18 protein-coding genes and 1 pseudogene are annotated in these 15,726 nt (G+C 35.1%); 7 read left to right on the forward strand and 12 right to left on the reverse strand.

The features are described 5' to 3' along the window. Positions 1-312: 312 nt before the first annotated feature. From ACN6NE_RS02300 to ACN6NE_RS02335, 8 genes are all read right to left on the reverse strand, one after another. Positions 313-1,149, reverse strand: coding sequence for an alpha/beta fold hydrolase (locus ACN6NE_RS02300; RefSeq protein ID WP_474324294.1), 837 nt, complete (start codon positions 1,147-1,149; stop codon positions 313-315). Positions 1,150-1,184: 35 nt separating this feature from the next. After that, entirely contained in the window at positions 1,185-2,276 is a 1,092-nt protein-coding gene (locus tag ACN6NE_RS02305; RefSeq protein WP_129703447.1) for a low temperature requirement protein A, read from the reverse strand. 257 nt (positions 2,277-2,533) lie between these two features. Continuing rightward, on the reverse strand, positions 2,534-3,178 hold the full coding sequence (gene ycaC / locus ACN6NE_RS02310) for an isochorismate family cysteine hydrolase YcaC (RefSeq protein ID WP_057234398.1): 645 nt from the start codon (positions 3,176-3,178) through the stop codon (positions 2,534-2,536). A 184-nt stretch (positions 3,179-3,362) separates the two neighbouring features. After that, on the reverse strand, positions 3,363-3,929 hold the full coding sequence (locus tag ACN6NE_RS02315) for an NADPH-dependent FMN reductase (RefSeq protein ID WP_129703449.1): 567 nt from the start codon (positions 3,927-3,929) through the stop codon (positions 3,363-3,365). Between the two features lie 155 nt (positions 3,930-4,084). After that, complete coding sequence (locus ACN6NE_RS02320; protein WP_474324296.1) at positions 4,085-5,023, reverse strand: ring-cleaving dioxygenase; 939 nt, start codon at positions 5,021-5,023, stop codon at positions 4,085-4,087. Between the two features lie 142 nt (positions 5,024-5,165). Next, positions 5,166-5,564 (reverse strand): DoxX family protein, encoded by a 399-nt coding sequence (locus ACN6NE_RS02325; protein WP_129703453.1) that lies wholly within the window; start codon positions 5,562-5,564, stop codon positions 5,166-5,168. Between the two features lie 201 nt (positions 5,565-5,765). Continuing rightward, positions 5,766-6,026 carry a TetR/AcrR family transcriptional regulator gene (locus ACN6NE_RS02330; RefSeq protein ID WP_129703582.1) on the reverse strand — a complete coding sequence of 87 codons (261 nt, stop codon included), beginning with the start codon at positions 6,024-6,026 and terminating at the stop codon, positions 5,766-5,768. Between the two features lie 3 nt (positions 6,027-6,029). Next, positions 6,030-7,298 (reverse strand): glycosyltransferase, encoded by a 1,269-nt coding sequence (locus ACN6NE_RS02335; protein WP_474324298.1) that lies wholly within the window; start codon positions 7,296-7,298, stop codon positions 6,030-6,032. Between the two features lie 701 nt (positions 7,299-7,999). Here ACN6NE_RS02335 and ACN6NE_RS02340 point away from each other — a divergent pair. The 3 genes and pseudogenes from ACN6NE_RS02340 to ACN6NE_RS02350 form a co-directional block, all read left to right on the forward strand. Further along, positions 8,000-9,442, forward strand: a pseudogene (locus tag ACN6NE_RS02340) (BCCT family transporter); the annotation flags it as partial. Positions 9,443-9,886: 444 nt separating this feature from the next. Then, on the forward strand, positions 9,887-11,068 hold the full coding sequence (locus ACN6NE_RS02345) for a cation:proton antiporter (protein WP_129703457.1): 1,182 nt from the start codon (positions 9,887-9,889) through the stop codon (positions 11,066-11,068). 138 nt (positions 11,069-11,206) lie between these two features. Further along, a complete protein-coding gene (locus ACN6NE_RS02350) occupies positions 11,207-11,416 on the forward strand; it encodes a hypothetical protein (RefSeq protein WP_474324299.1) in 210 nt (69 codons plus the stop codon). A gap of 531 nt (positions 11,417-11,947) precedes the next feature. On the opposite strand, the gene ACN6NE_RS02355 is transcribed toward ACN6NE_RS02350, so the two are convergent. The 3 genes from ACN6NE_RS02355 to ACN6NE_RS02365 are packed head-to-tail and all read right to left on the reverse strand — an operon-like array spanning position 11,948 to position 13,006. Further along, positions 11,948-12,229, reverse strand: a complete 282-nt coding sequence (locus ACN6NE_RS02355; RefSeq protein WP_474324300.1) for a hypothetical protein — start codon at positions 12,227-12,229, stop codon at positions 11,948-11,950. A gap of 10 nt (positions 12,230-12,239) precedes the next feature. Continuing rightward, positions 12,240-12,629: an SHOCT-like domain-containing protein gene (locus ACN6NE_RS02360; RefSeq protein ID WP_129703459.1), complete on the reverse strand. Its 390-nt coding sequence runs from the start codon at positions 12,627-12,629 to the stop codon at positions 12,240-12,242. An 11-nt stretch (positions 12,630-12,640) separates the two neighbouring features. Then, positions 12,641-13,006 (reverse strand): DUF2089 domain-containing protein, encoded by a 366-nt coding sequence (locus ACN6NE_RS02365; RefSeq protein WP_129703461.1) that lies wholly within the window; start codon positions 13,004-13,006, stop codon positions 12,641-12,643. A 555-nt stretch (positions 13,007-13,561) separates the two neighbouring features. Between ACN6NE_RS02365 and ACN6NE_RS02370 the strand changes: the two genes are divergently transcribed. From ACN6NE_RS02370 to ACN6NE_RS02385, 4 genes are all read left to right on the forward strand, one after another. Then, a complete protein-coding gene (locus ACN6NE_RS02370; RefSeq protein ID WP_129703463.1) occupies positions 13,562-14,119 on the forward strand; it encodes a TetR/AcrR family transcriptional regulator in 558 nt (185 codons plus the stop codon). A gap of 14 nt (positions 14,120-14,133) precedes the next feature. Continuing rightward, complete coding sequence (locus ACN6NE_RS02375) at positions 14,134-14,496, forward strand: DMT family transporter (RefSeq protein ID WP_129703465.1); 363 nt, start codon at positions 14,134-14,136, stop codon at positions 14,494-14,496. 4 nt (positions 14,497-14,500) lie between these two features. Continuing rightward, positions 14,501-14,911 carry a YvaD family protein gene (locus tag ACN6NE_RS02380; RefSeq protein WP_129703467.1) on the forward strand — a complete coding sequence of 137 codons (411 nt, stop codon included), beginning with the start codon at positions 14,501-14,503 and terminating at the stop codon, positions 14,909-14,911. 69 nt (positions 14,912-14,980) lie between these two features. Then, positions 14,981-15,223, forward strand: a complete 243-nt coding sequence (locus tag ACN6NE_RS02385; protein ID WP_474324304.1) for a hypothetical protein — start codon at positions 14,981-14,983, stop codon at positions 15,221-15,223. A gap of 2 nt (positions 15,224-15,225) precedes the next feature. Here the strand turns inward: ACN6NE_RS02385 and ACN6NE_RS02390 are convergent, their stop codons facing one another. Continuing rightward, on the reverse strand, positions 15,226-15,693 hold the full coding sequence (locus ACN6NE_RS02390; RefSeq protein ID WP_129703471.1) for a hypothetical protein: 468 nt from the start codon (positions 15,691-15,693) through the stop codon (positions 15,226-15,228). Positions 15,694-15,726: the final 33 nt, after the last annotated feature.

Consider the following 15,726-nt stretch of genomic DNA (forward strand, 5'->3'; position numbering starts at 1 on the left):
TTAGAGATGCAAAACAAGATATATAAAACAAAGAGCAGCCTTTAATTAAAGGTTTGCTCTTTGTTTTCATCACTCATTTTAGTTATTATGGTAAGCAGAAAAAATATAGTAAAAGTTATTATAGCTATTTAGGGATTTTACTTGTAACCTTATGTTTACGAATCAGATGCGTCACCCTAAAGAATCCTTGGAGCAGTCAGAGTGCCTTTGTTAATTGCATGAACTGATAAAAAAGAAGCGCCCCTCCGGCAACTTCTTCCCTCTTTTCCTATTCATACGTCAGATGTTCACCTACAAAACAATTATTTATACTTAGTCTTTTAAAAATGACAGCAGCGCTTCGTTAAATTCATGTGCATGCGTTGCATTTAAGCCGTGCGGACCGCCTTTTATCAAGGCTAATTTAGAACCAGAAATAGCTTCATGCGTTCGCTTTCCGCTATATTCAAATGGAACAATCTCATCTGAATCACCATGAATAATAAGAGTAGGTATCGTAAACTTGGCTAAATCATCTCTGAAATCCGTTTTGCTGAAAGCAGCTATACAATCTAGTGTCCCTTTAGGCGATGCGGCTGCTGCAATATCCCGGTTGTAAAGTCGAAACGGTTCGCTGACTAAGTCATTTCCGTCTTCAACCCCAAAAAATGTCTTTGTAAAATTATCAAGAAAAGCTAAGCGATCATTTTTTACGCCGTTTTCAAATTCTTGGATTCCCGCATCATCCAATGCTCCTTCAGGATGACTTTCTGACTTATAAAGAAATGGTGGTACAGCTCCTGCAAATACAGCTTTTTCTACTCTATCTGTTCCGTAAGTTCCTACATAACGAGCTACTTCTCCGCCGCCCATTGAAAACCCGACTAGTGTCACATTTGTTAGATCCAAATGTTCTAGCAACTGATGTAAATCAGCAGCGAATGTTTCATAATCGTAGCCGTCCCATGGCTGAGAAGACTTTCCGAATCCTCGGCGGTCATACGTTATGACTCTGTGTCCAGCCTCAACAAGAGCCGGAACTTGATATTCCCAAGACCGCCCGCTTAGTGGCCAGCCGTGAATTAAGACAACCGGCTTTCCTGTCCCGTGGTCCTCATAGTATAGTTCGATAGGTGCTTCATTTTCTGTTCCTACATTAATTTTTGCCATTTTGCTACCTCCATTATATAGTCATTCTGTATTTGTTAAGTGGTCGTAAACCTAGCATAGATAATAAAAAAGATGGCTAACTCTCCTATGATGAGAGTGCCGGGGACGATTAAAAGTAAGTTAATAATAAAAAACACAGCTAAAATTCCTAAAAACAAGCCTAAATGATACACTTTTAAACGGTGTTCTTCGAATCTATACTGGTGAAAAACAAGAGTGGTTGCCATGAAGTAAAGCAGCACGGAGCCGAATACAAAATATAAGCTGAATGTGTACTGAACTTCATGTAAAAACATGAGTTTGATCGATGCTGCAATCATGCTTAGAGACATGAGGATAAGTAAGTGTCCGTAAATAATCGTTTGTCCGGCTCTTTGGATAGACTTGTTCACTTTCTTTTCTACGTTCTCAAAGTACTGCCACCACATGGCGATGATCAAGACAAATGAAATAACCGCAAATAAAATGGTATTCCAGTCCCCTTTTTGTGGCTGTATCACAGCAAGAATACTGACAACGGATTCTCCAAACAGGATTAATGTTAGTAACGCAAAGCGTTCTAATAAATGAGCCGTGTTGGTCGGTAATTTCGCTAACCGTTTATGTCCTAAAATAGGTAAAATCATATCCACTGCAATTCCTGTATACAACACGGCGTAGCGGATCCAGGAATCAAAAAAGAGCGACAGAAGCGAGATAACAATCCCACTTCCAAAGCATGTTCCTAAAAACACAGCAACTTTTTTTCTCTCACTCTGTTCAAATTTTTGAACAATAAGATATTGAATCGAGGTTAACGCTCTTAGTCCGATATAACCAATCAGAAAAGAGACGTAATATTGATCAAAATCTACAGACAGGCTTGAGATCATGATAAGAACAAACAGCATTTGAAGAATCATGAAGATGCGCTGATGCAAAAAATCTTGTCCAAATCGATTGATAAACATCGTTTGTCCCGTCCACGCCCACCATATCGGAATAAAGATCAATACAAACTTTAACAAATACTCTCGATGAATATACCCTTGTTCAACGTGAAGCAAAACATGCGTAGCAGTCGCTACGGCTGCCACAAATAGCAAATCATAAAAAAGCTCCAGCCACGTAACTTTTTTTTCTTCCACTACTCCGCATCCCTTCCTATCATTTATCAGGCTGTCGTTAATGTACTTTATTTTATATACAAGAGACGCATACTTCATGACAGGTAGCGTAGTAAAAGATAGGTGAGCCAGCTGTTCATCAGTCGGCTCACCTATCTAACAATTATTTTTATGTCGTTACGTTTTCTCCGTCACATAAATGATCCACAGATGCCATTCTACTTTCATGTCTTATATGTAAAGAGAACGACCTATACCAAAACTTAGTTTCTGCTATGTTAGACACTCTGCTTGCTGAAATCGCGCTGAGCTCCTCTATAGCTGCCCATTAAGTTTTGATAACCAGGAAGATGACTAGAAATTAAATTGCCAAAACCTTCAACGTCGTTGCGCCAGTCACGCTGCAGCTCGCACGCTACGCTAAACCAGTTCATAAGCTGAGCGCCCCCGTGAGCCATACGCGTTAATGCTGCATCGGCTACTTGCTTATTAAACGTCCCTGAAGCATCCGTCACAACAAACACTTCGTAGCCTGCTTTAATGGCAGAAAGCGCAGGAAAAGCAACGCAGACGTCTGTAACTACACCCGCGATAATCAGCTGTTTTTTACCAGTTGCTTTAATGGCTTTAACAAAGTCTTCGTTGTCCCATGCATTAATTTGTCCAGGACGAGCTATTTTTGGCGCATCAGGAAACAAATCAACGAGTTCTTGCATAAGCGGGCCGTTGGGTCCATTTTCAAAGCTAGTTGTTAAAATAACGGGTAAATCAAAGAATTTAGCCGTATCACCAAGAGCCAAGACGTTATTTTTAAATTCATCAACACCATAGTCACGTACAAGGCCAGAAATAAGCCCCGTTTGATGGTCAACTAAAAGCACGGCAGCATCATCTTTTGAAAGGCGAGAGTAAAGATCAGACATTTTATAATCCTCCTTAAATTAAGGCAAGTAAGGATACATATACCTCTTCCATTCCTTACAAGCGGTCTATAATTTGAACGGTTTTTTGGATTTCATTTGTGATCTGTTAGGTAAAAGCATGTATAACATGTATAAAAAGAAAAGCTATTTCTGAGGTGAATATTCGTGAGGTGTGTTCTCTTTCTTAATCTAGAACAGGAACAGGCGCTTGATCAATCCAATGAATGAACTGCTGTAGGTAGCGTTGAAGATAACGTTTCGTTGATTCATCGGTTAGTACCTTTTGTTGCGAATCAATTTTTTCATGAACTTGCGAAATCAGCATTTTTTGAAATGGTAAAACATTAACTTGCATGGCTTCCAGTACTTCTCTCGTTTGCATTTGAGCAAAAGCCGTACCTAAGCCTCCAGGGGTTGCGCCAATTAGGCCAACTGGTTTTCTGTTTAAAACAGAAGAAGTGCGAGGTCTTGATGCCCAGTCCAAGGCATTTTTTAATACCCCTGGAATTCCGGAATTGTACTCTGGACTTACAATAATAACGCCGTCCACGTCTTGAATTGCAGCTCTAAAAGATGTGACAGATTCTGGTGATCCGTCAGCTTCTAGGTCTTCATTAAAAAAAGGCAGGCTGCTTATTTCAATCCAGCGATATTGAGCTGAGTCATCTAATGTAGTCAATGACTCAGCAATCATTCGGTTATACGAATTCTTTCGTAAACTTCCACAAATAAGACCAATGGTTTTTGTCATCTATTCACCTCCTCACTTGGAATTAATTTCATATTACCACGGTGTTTCAAATATAGATATTAGTTTTATATATAGATAAATTAATTCCTTCTTTGTACCTAATTTAGGATTGAATTAGCGTTTTACTATTACTAAAAGAATTCTTTTAGCGAAATTTAGTCTAACTCTCGCACTTCAAAAGGAATCAAAGCTCTTTCAATTTGACCTCGATGGGTTTCGTATTGTTCAGGCAACATAAGCTTTTCTCCCATGGTTTCAAGTGATTCATCATGGGCAAAACCTGGAGGATCTGTTGCAATTTCAAATAGAATTTCTCCGTGTTCTTTAAAGTAAATCGCATTAAAGTAATTTCGATCTCGAACAGTCGTTACTCCGTATCCGCTGTCTGCTACGTATTTCTGCCATTCTAACTGATCTTCATCATCTTTTGCTCGCCATGCAATATGGTGAACCGTTCCAACGCCCATTTGCCCGCGTCCAATCGTTGTTAATTTTAAATCAATCATATTTCCAATGTCAGCTGATGATTGAAAACGTATAAAATCTCCTTCTTGCCCTACTTTTTTTAGCCCCATTACATTTTCTAATAACTGAGCTGTTTCATGTGGCTTAACAGATAATAACGTAGCGCCTCCGAATCCTTTAATAGCAACATCAGGTTTAATTCCACCAGCTTGCCACGTATTCTTTTCTCCTTGTTCTCTTTCCACAATCTCTAGGTGCAAACCATGAGGATCGTCAAACTCTAAATACTGTTCTCCGAATCGCTCCATCTTTGTAGCTGGAACCCCAAACTTAGCTAATCGCTGTTCCCAAAAGCCCATCGCACCTTTTGGAACCACATAGGAAGTTACGCCAACTTGCCCGTCACCAATCTTTCCTTGTCGTGCATTTGCCCACGGGAAGAATGTAATAATCGTTCCAGGTTTTCCGCCTTCATTCCCAAAGTAAAGGTGATACGTTCCTGGATCATCAAAGTTTACCGTTTGTTTGACCAAGCGTAATCCTAACACACCCGCATAGAAATCAACATTTTCTTGAGGATGACCTACAATCGCCGTGATATGATGAATACCCGCTGTTTTTTTACTCATTACTACCATCTCCTTCGATACATTTTTCGTCATATGTTTCGTTATCCCTCTTGCAATTACAACTATTTATCGTAAATATCTCGAATTCGAGATATTAATCAAAAAATAAAAGCGTCTTTCTTATTCCAACCCATTTTCTCTTTTAGAAAATAAAAGTATCTAGTGCATAATAACCTGGTCCTGCAATGGCTACACCGATTGCTACAACTAAAAGCGTAAGGTTATATTCATACCCATTTTGTGTTGCCCAGTATCCATTCGGACCGTGTACTTTCACAATCGCCATGACCATTGTTCCTGCAATCAAAAACGCTCCTAGCGGTGTAAGAAGTCCTGCAGCAAATAAAGCTCCTCCTACTAGCTCGGATAATCCAGCCATTAACGCCATTCTAACACCTGGCTTCATTCCAATGGATTCAAACCAGCCTCCCGTTCCTTTTAAGCCGTGGCCGCCAAACCATCCAAATAATTTCTGAGTTCCATGTGCCATAAAAGATAATCCAATGACTAAACGTATTAACAATAAACCAATGCTCACCATTTTTTATTCCTCCTATTTTTTCATCATTTTAAAATCTCGAATTAAAATATCTTGAATTAAGGATAATTATAAAATCATATGGTTCCACTGTCAACATAAATTTTTATATTTTTTTGTAGCTAGTTGAAACGCTTAACGACGTATTAAAAACATATTCATGATTTTATATGGATATGAGCATGAGAACAGAAAATATAAAAGCTAAATTGTATTATTTATTGAATAAAAAAAGAAGTTACCCCTTGGTAACTTCTTTTCCTCTTCTACTATGGATGAGGAATTGAACGCCCTAAAAGCATTTATAGGGATGATGATCCTTATGAAGATTACGGCGTTCATGGAGAACCAACTTATTTTCTTGTAGGTGAACATAGATAAAAGATGCATGAGTAAATCTTCTTTATCGTTAAAGTAGTCGTAAAAACTACTCCTTGAAATGTTTGCCTGCTTTATAATTTTGATATTTTACTTCTTTTTTGCGTTATCTACTACGCTTTCTATATGTTTCACCGCTTGGTATAAACCATTTTCCGATTGAATGATGCTTTTTATTTGGTGAGCATTTTCAATATACTCTTTATTTTCTACTTGTTCTAACGCCTGAACCAATTCAAATACTTGGAGATTTTTTTCTTGTAACGGTTTTAGTGAATACCCTTTTTTATAGAGAAGATTTGCCCAAAACGGCTGATCCACTGTAAACGGAATGATAATTTGTGGTACGCCACTCAGTAAAGCTTCAGACATTGTTCCAACACCTCCATGATGAATAATGCCTTTAGCGCGTTTAAATAAAAGTCTATGGGATGCATCTTTAACGGCGAGTATATTCTCTTGTTGATTAAACTTCATACCGCTTGTTCCTGTTAACACTATTGCGCGATTGTCCGTCTCCTTTAATGCCTGAACTAACTTTTGTTTAAAAATTGATGGACTCTTTAAAGGCATAGAACTAAATGATACTACAATAGGCTTCTTTCCTTTTTCTAGAAAGTTTTCTATTTCATTGGGTAGCACCTCTTCCTCTACATCTAAAAAGAAAAACCCTGGTAGAAATACAGAACCTTTCCAACTCTCTACTTCTTTGAAAAGAAAAGGACTAATCGGATAAATTATAGGAATAGGTGCACCGTTTACGTCATATGTGTAAAGTCCGGCTTTTCTCTTTGGAAATTTTAACGTTTTTTCTCTAAAATCGTTAATTTCTTTCATAAAAGGTAGCTCACTGAACTTTACTATCTTGTAGGATAATTTATTTAATGTAGGACCAAAGCTTTTTTTTGACGATAAAGAGAGATTTGGGAATTCTGTAATTGGATACATAATTGGAACGGGCGGTAAGCAAATGCAAGGAATATGATAGTACAGCGCAATATCAACCGCACCAAGAGCTTTAGGATGATAAATGATTAGATCTGCTCCTTGGGAAGCCTGATAAAAATCATCCATACTTTTTCTGTAGGATGGAGCAATTTTTTCTTTTAAAAATTTCATTATTTTAAAAGGTGAAAACCTTTTACCATTAAGTATATCTTTTCCTTCCTCGCTCTCCATTATCGCCATCAAATCAGTAGCAGCGGGATGAAAGGAAACCTTATTTTCTTCAATAAAACGTTGAAACGTCGCACCTGTACAAATGACTACTTCATGTCCATTCTTAATCATTTCTCGAGCAAGTGCAATATAAGGCTGTACATCTCCTCTACTGCCTAACGTTAAAATTGCTACTTTCATACTTTTCACCCCCACAATAAATAATAACTTAATTTTTTTGTTTTGCTGCAACTATATTTTAGCTTATGTATGAATTTTTCTTATTTATTTAATTTTTGATTTCGTTAAGTTAAATGATAATGTCTTACGGTTTGCGATAGTTCTTGCATTCACAGATAATTTACTCTTTGCAGAGGTAATAAGGCAGATTAATCCCTTTGTTGAATATAAAATTACTCACCCTTTAAAAATTGCAAGATTTATAGTTTTTAGTTTGATTGCTATAGCCAACTTATACTGGATAAAATTTTGAAACAGAGTCTTTATATTCTCATGTCTCCTTTTCATCATAATTTATATATCAATTAAAATTAGGGCGTTATGAAAAAGGGAATATAGATCGCAAAAAAAGAAAAACTTATTTCTGTTTTAAAAGACGTTTTTTCCGGGCTTAATCTACTGAAAAGATTATAAGGTTGTAAAAGCTCTCTCCTTACCGAATAGCTGGTATAAAAGACGTTTTTTTACTCCTTATTAAGAGAATTAAAATAAGAATTCAGGAAAAAGAAGGAGTCAAGATGGGGAAAAATGATTAAAAAAGAAAACTATGGAGAAATTGAAATAGGTAAATGCGAATAGCAATTTTAAACATAAAGGAGGAAGATCGTGAAGAAAACAACACCTATTTTTTAAATTTCTTTAATCATTAGCTATTTGTAGGCTGGGGTATAGTAACCCCAAATAATCTACTTCACGTCATGACCACTGCCGAAAGTTATTTGCTTAATCGTTTTGGTTGGTTTTATCAATTTTCTGCCACATTCTTTTTAATATTTGCCTTAGTATTAGCTTTTAGTCGATTTGGAAAAATAAAACTGGGCAAACCCCATGAAAAACCTGAGTTTAGTACCCCTACTTGGTTCGCGATGTTATTTAGCGCTGGGATGGGAATTGGTTTACTTTTTTACGGGATTTCTGAGCCAATCTCCCACTATGCCACTCCCCCTTTTGGGAAACCTCAAACTACTGAATCTGCAAAACTGAGTCTAGAATATACATATTTACACTGGGGATTTCATGCTTGGGCGATTTATGCTGTAGTAGCACTTGCCTTAGCCTATTATAAATTCCGGAAAAACATGCCTGGACTAATGAGCGCAACGCTAACTCCTCTTATTGGAAATAAGAGCAAAGGACCAATTGGCTACGCAGTAAATATCATAGCTGTATTTGCTACTATATTTGGGGTGGCGGCATCTTTAGGATTAGGAGCTTCACAAATAAATAGTGGGTTCCATTACCTAACAGGCATGCCTATTAGCTATAAAGTTCAACTCGTTATTATTGGAATTACAACTGTTTTATTTATTACATCTGCAGGAACTGGTGTTTCAAAAGGTATCAAATACTTGAGCAATGCTAACATGGTTTTAGCTGTCATTCTATTTGTTTCTTTTCTTTTTCTTGGGCCTACACAATACTTAATAGAGCTTTTCTCTACAACCTTTGGTTCCTACATTCAACAATTACCAAGCATGGGGCTGCGATTTGCTCCCTTTAATTCTGACAATAACCAGTGGGTAAAAGATTGAACCATTTTTTACTGGGCTTGGTGGATATCATGGACCCCATTTGTGGGAACTTTCATTGCACGCGTATCTAAAGGAAGAACGGTTCGTGAATTTATTATGGCTGTATTAATCGTTCCTACACTTGTATGCTCAATATGGTTTGGCGTATTTGGAGGTACCGGTATTTATTTTAATTTTGTGAAAGGATTAGATGTGGCAAAACAAAGCTTAGAAACTTCTCTATTCTTTGTGTATGATCAAATGCCGTTTGGAGGTTTTCTTTCTACCATCTCTGTAGTCCTTATTTTGACGTTCTTTGTGACCTCTGCAGACTCAGCCACTTTTGTTCTGGGGATGCAAACTAAAAATGGGAATTTAAATCCACCTTTCTTTGTTACATTTATTTGGGGAATCATTTTAGCTGCTATTTCAGCAATTATATTAGGTACAGGTGGCCTGCAAGGCATGCAAGCAGCTATTATTGTCAGTGCATTACCCTTAGGGATTGTTCTTCTATTTATGTCCTATGCATTAATTAAGTCCTTCCGACAAGAAATTTATGAAGATAAAAAGCAAAATAAAAAAACTGCTTAACTTATTTCAATATGAAGCAGCTTTAAAAGGTTTATGATTTATTTTCAAATCGGTATTTATATCTTTTGTTTGAGGGAAACTTTATATTAAACATAATGTTTGTAAGCTATGTTAAAGGTTGTTTCCCCTTAGTGAAGAAACAACCTTTCTCTTCTTGCATGTTTGTAAGCACAAACTTACTTTTCTATGATTGAAGTTGTATTCAAATTCAAATTTATATTATTTAGCATTATATAAGTAATTTGTTACTTATTAATGATACCTCAGGAAAATATTGTATATAATAAACAAAGTTATAAGGATTGCGCGTTATTGAAATGAGAATTAGTAAAGCAGTACATCTCTCCAGGTGAACAGAAACCTATCCATAAAGAGAATGTACCCTTAACAATACTTGGCACATGAAGCATAATTTTAGTTTTAAAGAGACAAAGGAGCATAAGAATGGTTACATATTGGATTATTTTATTAGCTATCGCTGTAGGTGTAGTGTTTATCGCAGAAAAAATGAAACAACCTTATCCCACTTTCCTTGTAGTAATGGGATTAATCATTGGTTTGATACCAATTCCTGCATTGGGAGAAATAAAAAGTTATGCAGCCAATGATACCGTGTTTCAAACGACCGTTATTTTTATCTTTTTATCAGCTTTGTTAGGGGATGCAACACTTAAACTGCCCTTTGATGAACTAAAACGTAATAAGCAATCTATTTCTTTATTAGCTTTTTTAGGTACATTTCTTACCTTCTTATTAGTTGCTGCTTCTACTTATTTTTTCTTGCACCTTTCTTTACAAGAATCCTTAATTTTCGGTGCACTTATGGCAGCTACTGACCCTGTATCCGTTCTAAGTATTTTTAAGTCAATGGGCCTAAACAAGCGCCTCTCCATTGTGGTCGAAGGAGAAAGTTTGGCAAATGACGGAGTTGCTGTTGTACTATTTCAAATTGCTGTGGTAACTACTGCCTTGAGCTTAACAGGTACATTGAATGCGCTGCTTGAATTTCTGAAAGTTGTAAGTGGAGGCATATTGATTGGTGGAGTGTTTGGTTTATTAGCTTCTCGTATTACATCTAAGATTGATCATTATTTAGTGGAGACTGGATTATCAATGGTTCTATTTTATGGTACGTTTCAGCTTGCTGAACACTTTAATGTTTCTGGGGTAATATCTGTAGTAGTAGGTGGCGTAATCTTAGGAACTTATGGACGAAACGTAGGTATGTCAGATCTAACACATGAAAAAGTGAATTCCTTTTGGGAAACGATTGCATTCCTCTCCAATGCGCTTATTTTCTTACTAGTAGGATTAGAAGTGAGTCGTATTGATTTTTTAGATAAAGGATGGCTTATTGTTGGAAGTATTCTTATTGTTCTTTTAGCACGTTTTCTCGCTGTCTATATAAGCTTAGCTTTTGATAAATCCATTCCCACTTCATGGAAACCTATTATTTCATGGGGAGGATTAAAGGGATCTCTTTCAATTGCGCTTGTTTTAGGCATTACACCCGAATTTGAAGGGAAAAATCTGTTATTAGCAATGACATTTAGTAATGTAGTCTTTTCTCTTCTTGTTCAAGGAACAACACTAAAAAAATTAGTTTCATTTTTGAATGTAAAATAAACGCCTATACTAAAAGAGAGTTGATGTTATTTTCGAAACTTTTCTTACACCCACTCGTAGATCCATAAGAAGCAACCTTACTCCTTTCTTAGTAGAATACAATAAATACGCGATAGAAAGCGTACAAGGAGGAATTAGATGGAATCAAGAATGAGTTGGTGTATTAAAAATCCTTCGTTTTATTTAGGAGCTGTTTTATTTCTGATCTTTGGTAGCCAATGCGTTATGAGGTATATAAAAGAACATCAATTCTACGTTCTAGAGAGCATATTAAGTATCATAGGCGTTTTTATGATTGTTCTAACGGTGAAACAGAAACTTGCTCATCATTCACCAAAAAGCACTTAGTTAGATAACTAAGTGCTTTTTGGTGGTGAAAATATTACTCTCCAATCTATATACCACCCTTTTTATACACATGGAAATAAAGCTTATAAAAGTATGGTATAAGTTGTTAGGCGCTATTTACGAATAGAAGAAAAGAATGTAAAAAAACTACGTTCTTTCCAAATTTCTATTACGTTTTTTATTTTTCTTCTTTATATAAAAAGGAATTAATTATTATTTGTGGTATCAAACTGTGGTAGGACTGATAAAAAGAAATACTTAATAAAATTACGTAGCAAAGGAGCGTTTCGGTACAATGTCGATTTGGATAGGAATTTGAATTGCTATGTTTGTTGCCATATTTGGGGGCACATACTCCGGGTATAGATTAAACAAAAAAAGGAAAGAAGCAGAGAAGAAAAGAGATCATACAGTACGATAGCAAACTGTATGATCTCTTTTTTTAGCCTTTTTGCAGCTATATAGACGAATAAGGTTTTATTTTTACACGCGGGTAGACATCTGAAGCGATTTTCACTTTACAAAGCTACATCATAGTTTAACTCTTACCTCTGTACCATCTGTAGCTTTGACATCTACTAGTACCAGTCCCTTATGTTTCTTCAGTTCCTTAACGATAGGCTTTAGCATGCTTTTATCTATTAGCGGAAAAGTAAAATTCAGCTCTTTTCTTTTAAAATGTTCTTTTGTCCATTTATCTGCATGCTTCTGGATAAATTTCGAAAAAACAACGCTGATAACAACGTTTAAAAGAGCATATGGAATAGGGATGTTAAACCGAGCTTCTTTGGTTTTCACTTTTACATGAATCATAAGCGAACCATTACTCAATAATGACTGAAACGGTATCGCCGTTTGCCGATTTAATATCAACAATTTGACCATCTAACTCATTTTCAATTGCTTCAACAATAAGGTTTATGTCTATATCTTTTACATATTTTTCTGATTGAGGGATACTCGCTGCGATGCTGTGTCCAGCCATTAATACCAGCTTGACTAGTTTTATAGGCAAATTAACCTTCACATTATCGTTTTCAGTTGACACAACTCGAATTTTTAACGTTTTATCTAAATAAGCAGTCGGTTTTTTCAAAAGCTTATTGCCTGTTTCTTCTTTTTCTTTTAATACTTGAATTAGTTCTGATCCCTTTTCTGCACCAATTTTTCCTTCTTGAACCATTGTTAACACTTTTGTAATTTCCTCTTTCATAGACAATCCCCCTATTCTTCTTTTAAGAGCTTGATGGCTTCTTCTGCTGTAATTTCACCATTTTCTAACATGGAAACAACTTTTTTCTCATCTATTTCGTTTTTCTTCTTCTCTACATATCCAAGAGATGAAATGATGTCAGTCAGCTTGCCTCGAACAGTTGGATATGAAACGCCCAGTTCTTTCTCCACTTCTTTGATATTTCCTCTACATGTTAAAAACACTTCTACAAAATGAAGCTGATCACTTGATAAGGATGCCAGCTTAGATAATTCAAATTCATTTTCAATCGTCGTGTGACAATGGGTGCACTGCAGCTTTGTAATTTTTAATGTTTCACTGCAGACAGGACAATTTGTAATTACTTTATAAGCCATAATCAAATCTCCTTCTTTTAGTTAATTTGATTATATAACAAATAATTAAAAACAAAAAACAATAAAATTTAATTATTTTAATAAAAAAATTAAAAATATCAATTTATTTTTTAAAAGTGTTAATAATCCATTTTAAATCACACACAATGATAACTAATTGATATTTGGTAAATCAAATGCTTCAAATCAAAAAAAGTGAACACAGAATTAAATAAAAAAGAGTATGTAAGATAAAGTTTTCAATTCGTATGTAAGGCTTCAATCAAGGTGAAATTAATCTGTTCCAATTGCTCTTCTTTAATCTGTGTGTCAGGTAATCTCGAAACAGAATTTGGCTTGAGCCCAGAATATACACATATGAAATACGACTAAATTCAATCTTATTCCCTTGGTTTATAGCTGCACTTTAGGATGATATATAGAGCGGCAGTTTTTTAACATATCTAACCTATAAAGTATAAGAGTTCGGCTGTTAAATGTTTATTTTTGGAAAATTATATTATATAATACATTTGGTACTCTAACATTACTCCTGGTACCAAATGGAGGTTTTTTATGAAAGAGCGAATTACAAATGAAACAATTTTTTTAATTCAACAAAAAGGATTTTCTTTTACTATTAGCGATTTAGCTAAGAATTTGGGGACTAGCAAACGAACCATTTACCAACATTTTGATTCTAAAGACGCAATCATTGACTCGATAATTGAAAATCTCATCCTACAGATTAAGAACAAAGAAGAAGAAATCTTTCATGATGAAAGTCTCAATTTACTTGAAAAGATTACTCAAGTCCTTATATGTGTTCCTGAAGAGTTTAATACAATGGACATTCGCCTATTAGTAGATTTAAAACGTCTTCACTATAATCAATGGGTTAAGATAGATGAATTTTTAAAGCAAGAGTGGGGTCTAGTAGTAAAACTTATGGAAGAAGGGATAGAAACAGGAGTTCTACGTGAAGTTAATTTACAACTATTTATAGAACTATACCTAGGCGCAATCAATCAAATTTATCAGCCAAGCTTCTCGCTAAAAACTAAACTCACACTGAGTGAAATATTAAAATCTGTTATCGATATTCTTTTGAATGGCATTTCTATAAAAAAATAAGGTGGCGAAAAAAATTGCATTGGATTTACCTAAGTTTAGCTATTCTTTTTGAAGTGGCTGGTACTACGGCCATGAAATTATCAGACGGTTTTACTAAAGTTATACCAAGTGTGTTGCTCATGCTTTTTTATATTTGTAGTTTGTGCTTTTTGACGTTAACTTTAAAAAGTTTAGAGGTTTCAATCGCTTACGCTATTTGGTCAGGTATGGGGATTATAATTATTACGCTAATTGGATTTATGTACTTTAATGAAAGTGTAAGCCTGCTAAAGATTGTTGCTATAGCTCTAATTATTATCGGCGTAGTGACATTAAATATGACCGGTGAAAAAGAAGCTGATACTAGTAAATCCACTTTGGAAAAACACATGAGGTAAAAAGATGAAATATTTAAAACCTTTTTTTCTTGTCACAGATATAGGATTTATTATCTATTGGATTGTTACTTACTTTGAATTGATACCCAAAAGTGCAGCCTTCAAAGATTATGATAACCCCATAGTCGTAGCTTGGAATTGGTCGTTCTTCCCTCTAGATATTCTTATTTCATTCACTGGATTGTTTAGCCTATATTTATACAAGCTACATAGAGAATCATGGAAAGGTTACGCTTTAATTTCTCTGGTATTAACATTTTGCTCAGGATTACAAGCTATTGCGTATTGGGCATTTATTAAAGACTTCGATTTAACATGGTGGGCTTTTAATTTGTACTTAATGATTTACCCTCTATTCTTTATAAAATTATTTATAAAGAATAGTGACAATCAAAAAAGCAACCTTTCCATTTAATGAAAGTTTTAAAATCATTTTAAAGCAATAACTAAAGAATTATTAAAACCTCTTGAGGAGGGTTGACCAATGGATAAGAAAATCATTAATAACATCATCTTTTTTGTGTGGTTTCTGTTCTTGTTCCTTCTATGGATCATCATCTCTTTTTCTAAAGGTCAAAATGGACAATGGTGGTCTATGAACCATTTGAATTCGAATAAATACGGCCCATGGGCTTTAGAGCTTTCTTACATAAAGATTAGTATTGCTGCTGTTATTTCGTTAGTAATAGCTTATATCGCAAGTTTTAGATTTAAAAGAAAAGGATAAGATTAACTCCATCTTTTCACCTTTTCAAATAAATACTGCACTCCATATAACAAATATGCTTTGTAATGAAGGTAAATAAAAAATTGAAAATGATTTAACCGGTTGAGACTTACAATTTTCAACCTTTTAAGAACATCAATAAAGTAAAAAGCAAAGATTCCATCAACTATAATATTCAGAAATAAAAACTTCTTAAAATTTCCATACGAAGATTTAAGCAGCCACATTGAAAGAGGCATATAAGGCCCAATACTAAAAGGAAGTTCATCTTTTATAAACGAATCTTTTTTATCATAAAACTTCCACCACTTCCTCTGATGTCCATACAAATGATTAATAATTTCAAAGATAATGATAAAAATCCCTGCTAATGAATAACGTCTTATGCTGCGTTTTCCTATAAACAACAATGATAACCACGGAATTACTATTATAGATAGGTTAAATCCTAAGTGTTTTCTTGATACCATAAGTGAACTCACCTCAATGTACTTTGTCTAGTT

It is taken from the genome of Priestia sp. 53B2 (genome assembly GCF_056099005.1).